Origin of the sequence: Streptococcus zalophi, from assembly GCF_016481285.1 — a bacterium.
Lineage (GTDB): Bacteria > Bacillota > Bacilli > Lactobacillales > Streptococcaceae > Streptococcus > Streptococcus zalophi.
The window spans coordinates 56112-72922 of the sequence record NZ_JAENBP010000004.1; the positions used below are offsets into that span (position 1 = coordinate 56112).

The 16811-nt window shown below is 34.8% G+C and carries 15 protein-coding genes and 1 pseudogene; 14 read left to right on the forward strand and 2 right to left on the reverse strand.

Annotation, left to right across the window (positions count from 1 at the left end; translation table 11 throughout):
- Window positions 1–56: 56 nt before the first annotated feature.
- The 8 genes from JHK64_RS04175 to JHK64_RS04210 all read left to right on the forward strand — a co-directional run bounded on the left by JHK64_RS04175 (window position 57) and on the right by JHK64_RS04210 (window position 6961).
- Window positions 57–1220: an MFS transporter gene (locus JHK64_RS04175; RefSeq protein ID WP_199567747.1), complete on the forward strand. Its 1164-nt coding sequence runs from the start codon at window positions 57–59 to the stop codon at window positions 1218–1220.
- The gene (locus JHK64_RS04180) at window positions 1217–1798 is read left to right on the forward strand and encodes a GDSL-type esterase/lipase family protein (RefSeq protein WP_199567748.1); all 582 of its coding nucleotides are present in this window, start codon (window positions 1217–1219) and stop codon (window positions 1796–1798) included. The genes JHK64_RS04175 and JHK64_RS04180 overlap by 4 nt, the downstream gene beginning before the upstream one ends.
- A 199-nt stretch (window positions 1799–1997) precedes the next feature.
- Entirely contained in the window at window positions 1998–2366 is a 369-nt protein-coding gene (locus tag JHK64_RS04185) for a DUF3021 family protein (protein WP_199567749.1), read from the forward strand.
- A gap of 90 nt (window positions 2367–2456) precedes the next feature.
- Window positions 2457–3422, forward strand: a complete 966-nt coding sequence (locus JHK64_RS04190) for an FAD:protein FMN transferase (RefSeq protein WP_199567750.1) — start codon at window positions 2457–2459, stop codon at window positions 3420–3422.
- A gap of 83 nt (window positions 3423–3505) precedes the next feature.
- Window positions 3506–4279, forward strand: coding sequence for a nucleoside phosphorylase (locus tag JHK64_RS04195; protein WP_199567751.1), 774 nt, complete (start codon window positions 3506–3508; stop codon window positions 4277–4279).
- Window positions 4280–4486: 207 nt separating this feature from the next.
- Entirely contained in the window at window positions 4487–4894 is a 408-nt protein-coding gene (locus JHK64_RS04200; protein WP_246450895.1) for an NUDIX domain-containing protein, read from the forward strand.
- 139 nt (window positions 4895–5033) lie between these two features.
- Entirely contained in the window at window positions 5034–5753 is a 720-nt protein-coding gene (locus tag JHK64_RS04205) for a GntR family transcriptional regulator (RefSeq protein WP_199567752.1), read from the forward strand.
- A 35-nt stretch (window positions 5754–5788) separates the two neighbouring features.
- Entirely contained in the window at window positions 5789–6961 is a 1173-nt protein-coding gene (locus JHK64_RS04210) for an SIS domain-containing protein (protein WP_199567753.1), read from the forward strand.
- Window positions 6962–6991: 30 nt separating this feature from the next.
- Here JHK64_RS04210 and JHK64_RS04215 read toward each other — a convergent pair whose 3' ends face one another.
- A complete protein-coding gene (locus JHK64_RS04215; protein WP_199567754.1) occupies window positions 6992–7702 on the reverse strand; it encodes a GntR family transcriptional regulator in 711 nt (236 codons plus the stop codon).
- Window positions 7703–7902: 200 nt separating this feature from the next.
- Between JHK64_RS04215 and JHK64_RS04220 the strand changes: the two genes are divergently transcribed.
- From JHK64_RS04220 to JHK64_RS04240, 5 genes are read left to right on the forward strand one after another with little or no spacing between them, the layout of a single operon-like run.
- A complete protein-coding gene (locus JHK64_RS04220) occupies window positions 7903–9669 on the forward strand; it encodes a glycoside hydrolase family 35 protein (RefSeq protein ID WP_199567755.1) in 1767 nt (588 codons plus the stop codon).
- Window positions 9670–9692: 23 nt separating this feature from the next.
- Entirely contained in the window at window positions 9693–10175 is a 483-nt protein-coding gene (locus JHK64_RS04225; RefSeq protein ID WP_199567756.1) for a PTS sugar transporter subunit IIB, read from the forward strand.
- A gap of 29 nt (window positions 10176–10204) precedes the next feature.
- Window positions 10205–11095, forward strand: coding sequence for a PTS mannose/fructose/sorbose/N-acetylgalactosamine transporter subunit IIC (locus JHK64_RS04230; RefSeq protein WP_199567757.1), 891 nt, complete (start codon window positions 10205–10207; stop codon window positions 11093–11095).
- A complete protein-coding gene (locus JHK64_RS04235; protein ID WP_199567758.1) occupies window positions 11082–11909 on the forward strand; it encodes a PTS system mannose/fructose/sorbose family transporter subunit IID in 828 nt (275 codons plus the stop codon). Before JHK64_RS04230 ends, JHK64_RS04235 begins: the two co-directional genes overlap by 14 nt.
- Before the next feature lie 16 nt (window positions 11910–11925).
- A complete protein-coding gene (locus JHK64_RS04240) occupies window positions 11926–12330 on the forward strand; it encodes a PTS sugar transporter subunit IIA (protein WP_199567759.1) in 405 nt (134 codons plus the stop codon).
- 103 nt (window positions 12331–12433) lie between these two features.
- Here JHK64_RS04240 and JHK64_RS04245 read toward each other — a convergent pair whose 3' ends face one another.
- Entirely contained in the window at window positions 12434–12982 is a 549-nt protein-coding gene (locus tag JHK64_RS04245; RefSeq protein ID WP_199567760.1) for an NADPH-dependent FMN reductase, read from the reverse strand.
- Between the two features lie 326 nt (window positions 12983–13308).
- Between JHK64_RS04245 and JHK64_RS07490 the strand changes: the two are divergent.
- Window positions 13309–16767: pseudogene (locus JHK64_RS07490) on the forward strand (glycoside hydrolase family 2 TIM barrel-domain containing protein); the annotation flags it as partial.
- Window positions 16768–16811 lie beyond the last annotated feature (44 nt).

Below are 16811 nucleotides of genomic sequence, written 5' to 3' on the forward strand. Positions count from 1 at the left end.
TTTAAAATAAGTAGGAGTCAACCACTTTTAAAATATAATTTTCTAGGAGAAATATTGTGAAAGAAAAAATATCTTTAACATTAGCTATTTTATCAATTTCGATATTTGTGATGTCACATCTTGCTATTGCTCCAGCTATTCCAAAATTATATGCATTATACCATGGACAAAATCCAGTCGTTGGGCTTGCTTCTGTTGAAAGTTTAGTGACCTTACCGGCTATGATGATAACCATTTTTGTAGTATTAAGTAATTTTGTTGTTGGTTTATTGGGTAAGAAAAAAACAGTGTTGCTAGGGTTAATATTGATTTTATTGTCTGGTCTAGTATCTTTTTTTACGACTAATTTTACCATTGTTCTTATCTGTCGTTTATTTCTAGGAATAGGTATTGGACTTTATAATTCGCTTTCTGTTAGTATGATTAGTGATTATTATAAAGGTGAAGAAAGGGCAATGATGATTGGCTTTAGAACCGCCACACTTAATATTGGTAAGGCGATAACTACCTTTATCGTTGGTTTTGCTTTATTAATTGGTGTTAACTATACCTATTTAGTTTATTTGTTGGTTTTACCGTCATTGCTTTTATTTTATCGCTACGTTCCCTCATCTTCTGAGGAAATTATCCCCCTCAAAGATGCCAACAGATTTGATAAATCTATTTTGTTATTGATGCTAATGACTTTCTTTGTAGGGGTGTCTTATATTGGTGCGACGATTAAAATTCCTAGTTTGTTGGTTAATTATTATGGCTATTCAAGTTTCTATGCGGGGAATATGCTAACGATCTTAGCTTTTAGTGGTATTTTTAGTGGCCTTATTTTTGGGAAATTAACCAAATGGTTAGAAGAAAAAGTCATCCTTTTAATGTTGATTATGATGGGTATTGGAAATAGTTTTTATCTAGTTTCTAATCAGCAATGGCTCTTTATTTTAGGTTCTGTTTTAATTGGTTCTAGTTTTGTGGGCACAATGTCAGCTATGTTTTATTACATTGCTAATCATTATGATGGCAAAAACAATAATTTTTTATCCAGTTTAGTTATCACAGCAGGTAATATTGGTGTGATATTAACACCTGTTATTCTGACTAAACTTCCTGAACTATTTCAGTTAGAACCTTTTGTCACTCCTTTTTATATAACAAGTGGTTTAATGCTTGTTAATATATTCTTTTATTTTTTATTAAAAAAGTTAGCACGGAGAAGTGAGAGATGAGAAAAACTAAGAAGATTCACCTAATAGGAGATAGCCTATTTGCCAGAAATGAAGGTTATGATAAACCAGCTATTGAGACATTCTTATTGAAAAAAGATCCTCAGTTAATCATTTACAATTCCTCAGTAGCGGGAGATGCAACTAAAGATGTCCTTAATCGCATGTCAGCTATTTTATCAGTTGAGCGATGTGATCAGGTTATTATTTTGATTGGTACTAATGATTTAGCTTTAAATAAGCAAGTACCATTACCAGAATTTCAGGAAAATCTTTTAAAAATTATTATGTCTTTAAAAGAAAAATACCCTGCCAACCAAATCACTTTTTTATCACCATCGCCTGTTGACGAAGAAAAACAACATTACCGTAACAATCGATTAATAGAAAACTACGCAAAAATCATTATGACTGTTTCTCAAAAAGAAGAATGTCACTTTGTCAATCTTTATCAATTGTTTTTAGAGGCAGCCAATCAAACAAGTCTTTCTCAGTTATTGGAAGGAAGTCTTGATGATGGTCTTCATTTTGGTTCATCAGGCTATTCGCTTTTAGCTGATATGATTTTAGAACAACTATAAAAAGATTTTCTACCTTGAGTATTTATCACTTGAATAAATGTAATAGACTAAATCATAAAAGTTTATTTTCACACTCATTGCAAAGGGTAGAGATAGTGACTGTCATAACATTAAGGATAACTGTCAAGTATTATCATAAAGATAGAAAATCGTAAAGAATCATAGAAAAGTCGTCAAAAGATGGCATTGGAGGAGAAAAATGTTAATAACAAATGCAATCATCAGAGGAATAATTCCTTTCATCATCATGACAACAATATCAATCATAATGAAATATCAAGGCATTGATTCTTTTCAAGTTAAAAGTACATTTTTAGTTGGCATTATTGTTACTACAGTAGTAGGTGCTTCTGTTATCTACGATATCGAAAACTGGTCACTACTTAAGCAATCACTTGTCCATTTTGTGGTCATGTTAGTAACCGTTTTCCCTTGTTTACTTATCAGTGGCTGGTTTGAGTTGAAAAATAGTTTTGACTACTTGAAGGTGTTTGGAATATTTCTAATCGTAGGCATTATTTTGTGGAGTATAGCCTATCTTATTTTAGGAAAGCTACTAGCTAAGTAAAATGTTATTAATTAGTGAATGCATATAGTAACTAAGGAAGTAACACCTTCCATCAGCGTAGAACTGCTTCTAAAAAGATTAAGGACTAACATGACAAAACAGCTATCTAAACGATTTAAACTGATGGGAACGGTGATTGATTTGTCGATTACTGCCACCAATCCATATGATGTGATGAAGCAATCAGAAAAACTTTTAAAAGAGTATGAACAGCGTTTTAATGCCCACAGCTCAACTTCTGAACTAACAGCCATCAATACTAATGCTGGACACCAGCCACAACAAGTTCATCCCGACTTGTTTGAATTGATAAGAATTGGTAAAACCCATAGTTTAGCAAAAGATAGTGGATTAAACATAGCTTTAGGCGGAGTTATCCGTTTATGGCGTATTGGTTTTCATGATGCCAAGAAACCTTCACCAGATGCTATTAAAAAAGCTTTGACTCTGACTAATCCTTACCAGATTAGATTAGATGAGACTAAAAAAACCGTTTTTCTAGCCCAAAAAGGAATGGTTCTAGATTTCGGTGCCCTTGCTAAAGGCTATAGTGCTGATAAGCTAAAGGCTTTTTATCAAAAAAACGAGGTCACTTCAGCAGTCATCAACCTTGGAGGAAATGTTCTTTTATATGGTGACAATCCAAATAGTGCTGATGGTTATTGGTGCGTTGGTATCAGAAATCCTTACCATAAAAAAGGAGTAGATAGTGTTGTTTTACGCTTAAAAAACCAGTCAGTTGTCACTTCTGGGACCTATGAAAGACAATCAATGATTGATGGCAAAAGGTATCATCATCTGATTGACCGCCAAACAGGCCATCCTCTAAAAACAGATGTTGTTAGTTTGACGATTGTTTCAAAAAGCTCTTTAGATGGAGAAATTTGGACCAGCCGTTTATATGGTAAGACACCCAAAGAAATCTTGGCGATAGTAGATGCTTTAGAGGAAATGGAAGTACTCATCTTAACAACTAATAAAGAACTTTATCTATCACGTTCCTTAAAAAAGAAACTGATTTATCAACACCCAGAATTGAAACAAAAAAATAGTTAAAAAAGAAGTTACTTGTTAAAAGCGACTTCTTTTTTTATTTTCTTTTTGATATGATATAACAAATAAGTATGGGAGATTTGTCAATGATTTTAACAGAATTTGATACTACAAAAAAAGCGATTATTAATCCAGAAGACGTTATTGAACCCATTGAGGATTTCCCTCAAACAGTCATCACCTGTTTTGCGCGTGAGACCTTTAAGAGACTGTTGCAGCAGTTTTCTAACCAAGTCCTAACGACAACAACAATGGCTAATATGGAAATACCAATCTATGTCTTAACAATGAAAGGCACTCGTATTGGCTTTTTCAATTCCTATGTGGGTGCTGCGGGTTGTGTTGCTGTGTTAGAAGATTTGATTGCTATGGGAATGAAGAATTTGTTGGTGTTTGGCACATGTGGCGTATTAGACGCTACTATAGAAGAAACTTCTATTATCATACCAAGATCTGCCATTAGAGATGAAGGCACTAGTTATCACTACCTAAAAGCCAGCCGTGAAGTAGCTGTCAACCAAGCATTTCTCTCGGAAATGACAACTTTTTTGGATAAGGAAAAAATCTCCTATCAACTAGGAAAAGTTTGGACAACAGATGGTATTTACCGAGAAACAGCTACTAAAATGAAACAAAGAAAGACAGAAGGAGCTATTTGTGTCGATATGGAATGTTCAGCGATTGCTGCCATGAGCCAATTTAGAGGGATTAACCATGTACAACTCTTTTATTCGGCTGATAATCTAGATACTGAAGTTTGGGATGAAAGAAGTCTCAGCAATCATACTGATTTAGAAAGAAAGGATAAGATTGGTCAACTAGCGATAAAGTTGGCACTGACACTATTTGAGAAAGAGTGAAACTAATCTCACAAGAAAAAATTGCCGAAGCATTGCAGTAACTATTAGCGATATCAGAAACAGCTCTATATTATAGTCAAAGTATTTTGATAAGGAACGTTTTCAGGATATCAGAAAAGAAGCAACTATTTTATTAAAAGAGATGCCTCTTTAAAGAAAAACGAATTAACGACCTTATTGCATGTTAATAATTCTTATGCGACACCTTTGATTGATACAAGAGTTTTTATTACTGATGGACAAAAGATTCTCCTTGCAAGGGATGTTGTTAGTGGTGAGTGGTCTCTACCGGGAGGCTTTTTAGAAATTGGTTTAATCCTAAAAGAAAACATCCTCAAAGAAGTGTTAGAAGAAACAGGCTATAAAGAAAGGGTTGAGCGCTTGTTAGCAGTTTTTGATGCTAATAAACACCAACTACAAGCCAAACAATATCTTAAACTTGTTTATTTATGCCACCTAGAAGATGGGCATTTTATCCCAAATCATGAAGTTTCTAAGATGTCTTACTTTGATATTACTAATTTGCCAGTTTTATCAATTAAGCGTACCTCTGAAAAACAATTAGAAATACTTTGTGATATTGTAGAAAACAAGAGAGATTGTTACAGTGACTGAAAACGCTATCTTATTGATGAAATAAGAGTTTAAAAGATTAAAAATTTTTTTAGAAATCTCATTTTCTCCTTGACTCCTCTATATTAATATATTATACTGGATATGTGGTTATAACCAGACGATGAAAGGAGAGAAGACGATGAGTGATAAACCATTGTATTTACAACTAGCTGATACACTAGCGCAAAAGATAAAAGAATTGTTTTCTCCCAATGATAAATTATTGTCTGAACGTGAGTTAACCAATCAATATGGTGTCAGTCGAATGACTGTGAGATTGGCTTTACAGGAATTAGAAACCAGAGGCTTAATCTATAAAAAGCATGGTAAAGGAACCTTTGTCGCTGAAACTAGTGATAGCACGGTTGACTTATCAGCAACTTATAGTTTTACCGACCATATGAGAAATTTAGGAAAAAATCCAAAAACAAAGATTCTTTCCTTTAGTGAGATTAGGGCTTCAGAATACGTTGCTAACCAGTTAAATCTCTCCCAAAATGATATGGTCTATGAAATTGAGCGGTTACGGATTGCTGATGATGTGCCGATGATGATTGAACGTTCTTATATCCCAAAAGATATTTTTAAAGGTCTACGGTGTGAACGTCTCTATGAAAAACCTCTCTATGAGATTTTTTCTGATGATTATAGTCAGACCATTAGAACGGCAGAAGAAGAATTCTTTGCAAGTATTGCACTTGATCGAGAGTCTAAATTTTTAAAAATTAAAACGGGTAGTCCTGTTTTACACATTATTCGTAAGACTTATAATACTAAGAATCATATCATTGAATTTACGTTTAGTATTGCGCGTGCTGATCAATTTAGGTACAAAATTACACATCATAAACCTAACTGATAACTATCAGAAATAAAAAGAAAAAGGAGAAAATAATGTTTCAATATGATGAAGACCAACTAGAAAAAATAGGTGCTAAGATTACAACTAAGGAAATCAAGCAACAACCTGAACTTTGGCAAGAGGCATTTGGTTTATTTAAAGAACGTCAAGAAAAAATTACTACTTTCTTAGATAAGGTGAAAGCAGCTAGTCCAAATAAGCGTGTTAAGGTAATCTTTACAGGTGCTGGAACCTCTCAATATGTTGGTGATACAGCTCTACCTTTCTTAAAACATCACGGTGATCGTAGTCGCTTTATTTTTGAAAGTGTCGGAACAACAGATTTGGTATCTGTTCCTTATGAGCACTTATTTGAAGATGAAACCCTTTTATTAGTGTCATTTGCACGTAGTGGTAATAGCCCAGAAAGTGTTGCAGCAGTTCAATTAGCTAATCAACTCGTACCATCTGTTTTCCATTTAACAATTACTTGTGCAAAAGAAGGTCAATTAGCTAAAAATGCTGAAGGCGATGATAAAAATCTGCTATTATTGATGCCAGAATTATCTAATGATGCTGGTTTTGCAATGACTGGTAGTTTCTCATCTATGTTATTAACAACTTTATTAACCTTTGACACTAAACATTCACTAGCAGAAAAAGAAACTTTTGTTAATTATTTAGCAGAGATTACTCACGATGTTCTTGATAGAGAAGATATCATCAAAGCTATTGTTGATTTAGACTTTGACCGTATCGTTTATCTAGGGTCTGGTTCTTTATCTGGTTTAACAAGAGAAGCACAACTCAAAATTCTTGAATTAACAGCTGGTAAAATTGCTACTATGTTTGATTCTTCAATGGGCTTTAGACATGGTCCAAAATCATTTGTTAATGAGAAAACGCTTCTTATTGACTTTATCCACAACAATCCTTACACAAGACAATATGATATTGATTTAATTGAGGAAGTTTATGACGATCAAATTGCTCTTAAAACACTTGCTGTAGGACAAAAAGGAGATTTAACTTTCTCAGGTGATACGTTCGAGTTAAAATCTGATGTGATTCTTCCAGATGCTTACCTTAGTTTAGCAGACGTATTTGTTGCTCAAATGATTTCACTTATGACTGCGGTAAAAGTGAAAAACACACCTGATACACCTTCTAAAACAGGAACCGTGAACCGTGTCGTTAAAGGTGTTATCATTCACGAATACAAATAAAAAATAAAAAAACTGGTTAAACCAGTTTTTTTATTGCTCGTTAGCAGTAATTTCAAATTTAAAGTATTTCCAATGTTTATAGCTTTCAATATACTCTAAAATTTCTGCACTGTTACTACGATTAGTTAACTTGATTTGTTTAATACTTGGCTCACTAGGTTTTAGTTTTAAAGCACTAGCAATATGTTTAGGTGTAGGTAAACTTACCTCGTTAGTTTCAACAAAAGGTTCCTCAGACATATGGATATTGAAATCTTCTCTGAAGCGTTTATAAATAGAATTATAATGGGATAGGGGTTTATTAGGGTTTAAAATATAGCGTGCTGGAATATAAGACTGTTGGTATATGTAAGGCTGTTTGTCATCTTTTCTTAGCCTTACAATCTTATAGTAGTAATCATTTTTACCTAATTCTAATTTTTTAATATAATCAGGGTCATTTCCCTTTTCAATAGAAAGAACAGTGACAGAATCATTTTTTAATGGAAACAGTTCAATATCTGAAAAGCCAACCAATTTTCCCTTTCTTGAACGAGAGACAAAAGTCCCTTTTCCTTGTTGGCGCACAAGATAACCATCTTTTACTAACTCATTCATTGCTCTTATGACAGTAATAGAACTAACCTTATAAATTTCTCTTAATTCTAATTCTGTGTAGAATCTATCGCCATTTTCAAATTTACCATTGATAATCTGTTGGCGAAGTTCATCTTGAATCATTTGGTATTTGGGTATTTTCATTTAACATCACTTCCTAACGTAAAAAAATAAACTTTATTAATTTGATAATTTTTTAACAATATCTGTTACAATATTTATTATACTAAATATTTTTAAAAAAAGTAAGATAAAAATATTTTTTTTAAAAATAACTTGATATAACCACTCAGATATGTTAATATAATAATGTAAAAAATAAAAAGAAATAGGAGGTGAAGCGTTTGCCTCAGTTTAAGATTTCTGATCAATTTTATATAGATGATGAGCCCGTTAAAATTATGTCTGGAAGTATTCACTATTTCCGAGTGCACCCAGATGATTGGTATCAATCTCTATATAATCTAAAAGCTTTAGGATTTAATACTGTTGAAACTTATATTCCTTGGAATATGCATGAACCTCAAAAAGGACAGTTTACATCTGAGGGCATTCTTGATGTTGAAAGATTCTTAGACTTATCACAAGAACTTGGTCTCTATGCTATTGTTCGCCCTTCACCATTTATTTGTGCAGAGTGGGAATTTGGTGGTCTACCTGCATGGCTTCTTAAAGAAAACATGCGTGTTCGTACTTCGGATCCTACTTACTTGCAACATGTTGATGATTACTATGAGTTTCTCATCCCTAAATTAGCTAAGCGTCAATTAAATCGAGGTGGAAATATTCTGATGTTCCAAATCGAAAATGAATACGGCTCATATGGGGAAGAAAAAGAGTATCTTAGAGCAATCAAAAAGATGATGGAAAAAAGAGGTATTGATGCACCATTTTTCACATCAGATGGTCCATGGCGAGCTACTTTAAGAGCAGGAAGCCTGATAGAAGATGATATTCTGCCGACAGGTAACTTCGGTTCTAAAGCACAAGAAAACTTTAAAATGATGCAAGATTTCTTTGATGAGTATGGTAAAAAATGGCCACTCATGTGTATGGAATTTTGGGATGGATGGTTTAATCGTTGGGGTGAAGACGTCATTAGACGTGACCCAAATGAATTAGCCCAATCTGTCATGGATGCTCTAGAAATTGGTAGTGTCAATCTATATATGTTTCACGGAGGAACTAACTTTGGCTTCATGAACGGATGTTCAGCAAGAGGTCAAAAAGACTTACCACAAGTAACATCTTATGATTACGATGCTATTTTAGATGAAGCGGGAAATCCTAGTAAGAAATTTTACGCTCTTCAAAATCTCATGAAGAAAAGATTTCCAGAGTTATCATATAGCGAACCCCTCATTAAAGAGGCAAAAGCTTATGATAAAGCAGAGTTGAAGGATAAAGTAAGTCTATTTTCATTAATCGAAAATGAAAGCGATTACGTCTCTTCTTTCTATCCATTAAATATGGAAGAAATTGGTCAAAATACCGGTTATACTCTTTATCACACTGTTATTGAAAAGGATAAAGAAGAGGAAGAAAAACTTCGTGTTATTGATGCTAGAGATAGAATAAAACTTTATGCTGATGATAAGTTAGTGACAACACAATATCAAGAAGAGATTGGTGAGGATATTTTATTCACTCCAGAAAGTAACGAAACTCATCTTAAGATATTGGTAGAAAATATGGGGCGTGTTAATTATGGACACAAATTAACAGCACCGACACAGAAAAAAGGTCTGGGTAGAGGTGTCATAGCTGACTTGCACTACATTGGTAACTGGAAAATTTATCCATTACCACTTGATAATCTCTCTAAAGTTGATTTTAATCAAGAGTGGCAAGAAGGAACTCCAAGTTTCTATAAATACCATATCACCTTGGATGATGTTAAAGATACTTATCTTGACATGTCTGGATTTGGGAAAGGTGTTGTCTTTGTAAACAATGTTAATATCGGTCGTTTCTGGAATAAGGGACCTATACTTTCTCTTTATTTACCACATGGATACTTAAAGCAGGGAGATAATGAGATTGTCGTCTTTGAAACCGAGGGACAATTCATGGAAAGTATAACTTTTTCAGAACAACCTGTAATATTATAAAAAAAAGAAAAGTGAGGAAAATCATGGCAATTATTGGTTCAAGAATTGATGGCCGTCTTATCCATGGTCAAGTAGCTAATCTTTGGTCTACTTCTCTAGGAATTACCAGAATCATGGTAATCGATGATGAAGTTGCTGAAAATGCTATTGAAAAAGCTGGTCTTAAATTAGCTGTGCCACCAGGAGTAAAATTAAGTATTTTACCTGTTGAAAAAGCAGCTAACAATATTATGGCTGGTAAGTATGATGCACAACGTCTACTTATTGTTGCTAGAAGACCAGATCGTTTCTTACGTTTAGTTGAGTACGGAGTACCATTGACTGAATTAAATGTAGGAAACATGTCTCAAACAGAAGAAACACGTTCTGTTACACGTAGCATTAATGTCGTAGATAGCGATATTGAAGCATTCAAAGCACTTGATGCTAAAGGTGTTCACTTGACTGCTCAAATGGTTCCAAGTGACCCAGCTAACGACTTTATGCCTTTACTTAATAAGTTATAATTTTTTATCCAAAAAAGGAGGAAACAACCATGATTCAATGGTGGCAAATTTTACTTTTAACTCTTTACTCAGCATATCAAATCTGTGATGAGTTAACAATTGTTTCATCTGCTGGTTCACCTGTTTTTGCAGGTTTTATCACAGGTCTTGTTATGGGGGATGTAACTACAGGTCTTTTCATCGGCGGTAGCTTACAACTCGTTGTTCTTGGTGTAGGTACCTTTGGTGGTGCTTCTCGTATCGACGCAACATCAGGTGCGGTTCTAGCAACAGCATTCTCAGTTGGTACAGGAATTGATCAAGAACTTGCAATTTCAGCGATTGCGGTACCAGTGGCAGCATTACTGGTTTACACAGACGTTTTAGGTCGTTTCTCAACTACTTACTTCGCACACCGTATTGACAAACACGTTGAAAACTTTAATTATAAAGGAATCGAAATCAACTACTTACTAGGTGCAATTCCTTGGGCACTATCACGTGCACTTCCAGTCTTCTTAGCCCTTTCTTTCGGTGGAAATGCGGTACAATCTGCTGCCGATTGGATTCAAAACAATGCTCAATGGATGGCTGATGGTCTTATTCTTGCTGGTAGAATGCTTCCTGGTGTCGGTTTTGCTATCTTACTTCGTTACCTTCCAGTTAAGAAAAACCTTACTTACCTTGGTTTAGGATTTGCTATTACTGCTATGCTTACAACTCTTTATGGATACATCGGAACACTTGCAGGTGGTGTCGGTGTCGTATCAGAAATTGCTGAAGCATTAGGTGGCGCACAATTTAACGGTCTTCCAATGATCGGTATTGCTGTTATCGGATTTGCATTAGCAGGAATTAGCTACAAAAATGCCGTTAACGCTCCAGTAGCAGCAGCTTCTACTCAATCAGAAAGTGGGGAAATTGAAGATGACGAAATCTAATTATAAATTAACAAAAGCTGATTTTAATCAAATTAATCGTCGTAGTTTATTTACTTTCCAATTAGGATGGAACTATGAGCGTATGCAAGCATCAGGTTACCTTTACATGATCTTGCCACAACTTCGTAAAATGTACGGAGATAATTCTCCTGAATTGCTTGAAATGATGCGTACTCATACGCAATTCTTCAACACTTCTAACTTCTTCCATACAATTGTTACTGGTATTGACCTTGCCTTGGAAGAAAATGAAGGAACAGCTTCAAAAGATACTGTTACAGGTATTAAAACTGGTTTAATGGGACCATTTGCAGCTATTGGTGATGCCTTATTTGGTGCGACTGTACCAGCTATCATGGGTGGTTTGGCTGCTGGTCTTGCTATTGATGGTAATCCAGTTGGGATCTTCCTATGGGTTGCGGTAGCTATGGCTATCAACGTTTTCCGTTGGAAACAATTAGAGTTCGCCTATAAAGAAGGGGTTAACCTTGTTACAACAATGCAACATCGATTGTCAGCACTTACTGATGCTGCTACAGTTTTAGGAACATTCATGGTTGGTGCGCTTATCGCAACAATGATTAACTTCAGATTTGGATTCACTCAAGACTTTGGTGGTGTTACATTTGATTTACAAGCTACGGTTGATAAAATCTTCCCAAGACTTGTACCAGCAATGTTTGCAGGATTTATCTATTGGTTACTTGGCCGTAAAGGTATGACTTCAACAAAAGCAATCTTTATTGTTATCGCTATTGCTATCGGTTCAAAATTAATTGCGAAATATGCAGGATTTGACATCTTTACAGTCTAATTAGGAGGCAAATCGAATGAGTAAACACTTAGTTTTAGTTAGTCACGGTTTATTCTGTGAAGAATTGAAAAAAAGTACAGAGATGATTATGGGCCCTCAAGAAAACATTCATGCGGTTAGTCTTTTACCAGAAGAAGGCCCAGATGATTTTCGTCAAAAATTAGAAGCAGTCGTTGAAGGTCTTGAAAATGTTGTTGTTTTTGCAGACCTCCTTGGTGGAACACCAGCAAACGTCGTTTCAAGAATGATGCTTGAAGGTAAGAAATTTGATTTCTATGTAGGTATGAATATGCCAATGGTTATCGGTTTCTTGAATGGTGTTTTACTTGACCAAGATGTTGATATTGTAGAATTTGGTACAACCAATATTCAACATGTTAATGACGTTCTATTTAGTGATGACGATGACGAAGATGAATAATCAATAAGTCTTTAAGTATCCAAACAGACCTACAAATGTAGGTCTGTTTTTTTGTTAAAAAAATCAACAAAAAAACACCGCCGAAGCGGTGTTCTTTTTCGTTCTAGTTGATTGCTTCAAGAAGAACGTCAGCTTGTTTTTTAAGATTTTCTTTTACGTCTTCAGCAACTTCAAGTTTACCTGTTTGCCAAGCTTCAGGATTAACTTTAGATGCTGTAAAGTCACCAACAACAGTTGTACGGATGAATGAAAGCATTTTGCTGTATTCAGCAAACAATGGCTCATGTCCCCCATTACCAACTGAAGAAACAGTCACAACTTTTTGGTTGATTGCAGATGGTCCAGTTGGATCTGAAAGATCTAGCGCACGTGATACCCAGTCTAAAAGGTTTTTAACTGCGCCTGGAACAGCAAAGTTGTAAATTGGTGAGAAAATCCAGATAGCGTCAGCAGCTTGGATTTCTTCACGTACTTTTGCAACTGCTGGAAGTACTGGTGATTCAAGGTCTTGGTTAAAGACAGGTACTTCAGAGAAGTCTAGGTAAGACACTTCAGCTTTCCCAGAAAGTAGAGCTTCAGCCTCTTTAGCAAGTTGGTGGTTAAATGATTCTTTACGTAATGATCCTACGATGAAAAGAATTTTTTTAGACATAAAATTTCTCCTTAAAAATTATTTAGAATATGAAATAATTATATCTAGAATTTCATCATTTGTAAAGTATTTTGTCTATTTTTTTTGAAATATATATTTTGGATATATAAATGAAGTTTATTTCTTCTTAATTAACAATTAAATGAGAGTATATAGATATTTTATTAATAAGAAATTATTATCATTGTTCATCTAGTAAAATTTGAATTGTTGTAATTATGTTCAATAATTGTCGTTAATCTGTTGAATTAATTTTTAAAAATGATAAAATATGTTTATAAAGCGCTTTCAAAATAAAAATTTTGAAATAAAAAAAGGAGAGTTTTATGAAAGATAATCGCAAATCGAATTGGAATAAGATTTTTCGACATTCTATTCGCAAGACAACTTTAGGAGTAGGCTCTGTAGTAGTAGGAGTTTTTTTATTTGGAACAAATCCTATAATAGCCTCTGCTGATGTGGCAGATGACAGCCAAATACATACAGAACTCAAAGAGAATGTCATTACAGAATCTGAACCACAAGATGTAGAGTTGATTAGTGATAATCAAACGGACGATGCAGTTGATGCTGCTGAAACAACTGATCAACCAATAACTGATTCAAAAGAAGAAAAAACAACAACTTCTGATGATCAATCAAATGAATTGAGTGTAGGAGAAGAAAAACAAGCAGATGATTCAATAGTTAACGATGAGGTATCTAACGATGATAATCAGTCATCAACAGGCACTCCTGCCGACTGGCAAAAGCTTAATTATTACGAAAAAACAGATCAGTCAATTAATTTTGATAATGACTGGAAATTTAGCATGGGGGATAATACTGGAGCAGCTGAGAAGAACTTTGATGACTCTAGTTGGAAAACATTAAACTTACCTCATGATTTTAGTATTAATCAAGATTATACGTCATCTGGAGAAGGTGAAAGTGGTTTTAAACTAGGTGGTACAGGCTGGTATAGAAAAAACTTTACTGTCTCTGAAGAAGTCGCAAAAGGTTCTGTAAGCATTCAATTTGATGGTTCATATATGGAGACAGAAGTCTTTATCAATGGGACATCACTAGGGGTTCATCCTTACGGTTACAATGCTTTTAGTTTTGATTTGACCAAATACATTAAGCCTAATGAAGAAAATCTCTTGGCAGTTAAAGTGGTCAATAATACCCCAAGTTCACGCTGGTATTCTGGTAGTGGGATTTACCGTTCAGTAAAATTAAATCTTGCTCCAAGCGTTCATCTAGCAGAATTTGGGGTTACTATTCAAACCCCTGACATTGAGACAACACATAATCAAACAACTGGTAGCAGAGTTGATGTTGTAGCTGAAATCATTAATAGTGATGAAATAGATGCTAAAGTCACAGTCAAAACAAGTATTTTTGAACGCGAAAAAGACGGTAGTCTTGGTCAAAAAGTAGCAGAATCGATGATGACTGAAGAACATAATATTGGAAAAGGCAGTCAAACTAAAGTTGCTAGTCAATTAACAGTGACCTCTCCAAAACTCTGGTCGGTTGAAAATCCAAATCTTTATATTGTGAGAACAGAAATTTTCAAAGATGGTAAAAAAATCCAAACCAATGAACAAGAAATTGGCTTTAGATTTATTAAGTTCGATAAAGATAAAGGGTTTTACCTCAATGGTAAAAACGTGAAACTTCAAGGCGTTTCTATGCATCATGACCAAGGTGCTTTAGGGTCTGCAGCATACTATGACTCTATAGAACGTCAAGTGGATATTTTAAAAGGAATGGGTGTCAATGCTATTCGTGTTACTCATAATCCATCTGCTAAAGCTTTAAGAGATGTTGCTAACCGTAAAGGGATGCTTATTATAGATGAGGCTTTTGATACGTGGTTATACGCAAAAAATAGTAATTACAATGATTACTCTCGTTTCTTTGACAAACAAATTGGTGACTCTGTCACAGGATTATTGAATGCTTCACCTAACCAAAAATGGTCAGAATATCACATCAAACAAATGGTTCGAGCAGCTAAAAATGATCCATCCGTCATTATGTGGTCAACCGGTAATGAAGTCATGGAAGGACATGGTGGTAATAATTCAACTTACCCTCAAATTATAGCGCAATTAATGGACTGGATTTATGAAGAAGATCCAACACGTCCTCCAACACTTGGTGACAATAAATTAAAAGCAAAATGGGCCGAAGCGATTGGAATGGCAAATGCCCTTACTAATGGTAAAGTCAAAGGTATTGTTGGTTATAACTATGCTAATGGTCAACAATATGATGACGGTCATAACAGCCATCCCGACTGGATTATTTATGGATCAGAAACGGCCTCAGCGGTAAATAGCAGAGCTTTTTATAAGATATTAGGTTATCGAGGAGCTAGAGAAGGTCTCCAAAATAGTATAGAAGACAAGCAAAGAACATCTTATGATAAAAGTGCTGTTCACTGGGGTCATGTCGCTAGTGAAGCTTGGTTTGACACTATAAAACGTGATTTTGTCGCTGGTGAATTTGTATGGACCGGATTTGACTATCTAGGAGAACCTACCCCGTGGAATCCTACGACATCTGGAACATCGCTACCTGCTCCAAAGAGTTCTTACTTTGGTATTGTCGACACGGCAGGTATTCCAAAAGATAGCTATTACTTCTATGCTAGTCAATGGGCAAAAGATAAAACAACACTTCACTTGTTACCTGCATGGGAAGAAAGTGTTGTCGAAAAAGATTCTAACAATAACGTTGAAGTAGTTGCCTACTCTAATGCTGATCGTGTCAAGCTATTTTTCGTTGATGAAACTGGACAAGAAAGACTCATTGGAGAAAAAGTAGCGGTTGAAAAAACAACTGAAGCTGGCCACAAATATAAACTTTATAAAGATGCTAATGTTTCTGGAGAACCTGAAGATAGACATCAAAACCTTTACTTGACTTGGAAAGTTCCTTATGCCAAAGGAACCATTAAGTTGAAAGCTTACGATGCTTCAGGTCAAGAAATTAATGACACTTTTGGTACCAATAGCTTAAGTACATTTGGTAAAGCAACACAATTGAAGCATTCATTAATCACAACTGATACTGAGGTGACAGATCATTCCATTGCTTATGTAGAAGTTAGTGTATTAGATACCAATGGTAATTTAGTTGTTAACCATAAAAAACCAATTCAAATAGCTGTTTCAGGGGAAGCAGAACTAATTGCTCTTGATAATGGTGATGCTACTGATTTACAAAAATACAACGATTCAAATCGTAAAGCATTTGGAGGAAAAGTCGTTGCTATTCTTCGCATGAAGGGTCATTCAGGAAATGTTACCATCACATCAACAGCAGATGGTTTGACACCAGCAACTTCTACTTTCGCTGTTCAAGGTATTAAAACGATTGATGCTGATAAGATTGACAGTTATCTTATTCCTAAAACCATTTATATTAGAAAGAACACAACATTAAATCTTCCTAAAACCACTCAAATTAAGTTTGAAGATGGACGTGTTGAGGAAAGAACTTTAAGCTTTGATGAAAACACTATTAATAGTCACTTAGCAAAAGGAGAAGCATTTACAGCAGTCGGAACAATTTCAGGAACTGACTTAAAAGTTGAAGTCAATGTCTCAGTTATCGATAAGATTGCTAGCATCAAAAATATTAGTCAGGCTATTGAAGTTGGTGGTCCTTTAAATCTTCCAAGTACTGTACAAGCTTATCTAGCTGATGGTACACTAGTTTCTGCGCAATTCCCTGTTGTATGGCAAAACGAAGATGACCAACAATTGAATACGGAAGGTTTATTTGAATTGACAGGAGAAGCAGATGTTCTAGGCGAAAAACATAGTGTAGTGGC

Bases quoted from the DNA above. Each gene is read 5' to 3' on its own strand.
- JHK64_RS04195 (WP_199567751.1), top strand. From the start codon at position 3,506: ATGATTTTAACAGAATTTGATACTACAAAAAAAGCGATTATTAATCCA.
- JHK64_RS04190 (WP_199567750.1), top strand. From the start codon at position 2,457: ATGACAAAACAGCTATCTAAACGATTTAAACTGATGGGAACGGTGATT.
- JHK64_RS04205 (WP_199567752.1), top strand. From the start codon at position 5,034: ATGAGTGATAAACCATTGTATTTACAACTAGCTGATACACTAGCGCAA.
- JHK64_RS04180 (WP_199567748.1), top strand. From the start codon at position 1,217: ATGAGAAAAACTAAGAAGATTCACCTAATAGGAGATAGCCTATTTGCC.
- JHK64_RS04185 (WP_199567749.1), top strand. From the start codon at position 1,998: ATGTTAATAACAAATGCAATCATCAGAGGAATAATTCCTTTCATCATC.
- JHK64_RS04230 (WP_199567757.1), top strand. From the start codon at position 10,205: ATGATTCAATGGTGGCAAATTTTACTTTTAACTCTTTACTCAGCATAT.
- JHK64_RS04240 (WP_199567759.1), top strand. From the start codon at position 11,926: ATGAGTAAACACTTAGTTTTAGTTAGTCACGGTTTATTCTGTGAAGAA.
- JHK64_RS04210 (WP_199567753.1), top strand. From the start codon at position 5,789: ATGTTTCAATATGATGAAGACCAACTAGAAAAAATAGGTGCTAAGATT.
- JHK64_RS04245 (WP_199567760.1), bottom strand. From the start codon at position 12,982: ATGTCTAAAAAAATTCTTTTCATCGTAGGATCATTACGTAAAGAATCA.
- JHK64_RS04235 (WP_199567758.1), top strand. From the start codon at position 11,082: ATGACGAAATCTAATTATAAATTAACAAAAGCTGATTTTAATCAAATT.
- JHK64_RS04225 (WP_199567756.1), top strand. From the start codon at position 9,693: ATGGCAATTATTGGTTCAAGAATTGATGGCCGTCTTATCCATGGTCAA.
- JHK64_RS04215 (WP_199567754.1), bottom strand. From the start codon at position 7,702: ATGAAAATACCCAAATACCAAATGATTCAAGATGAACTTCGCCAACAG.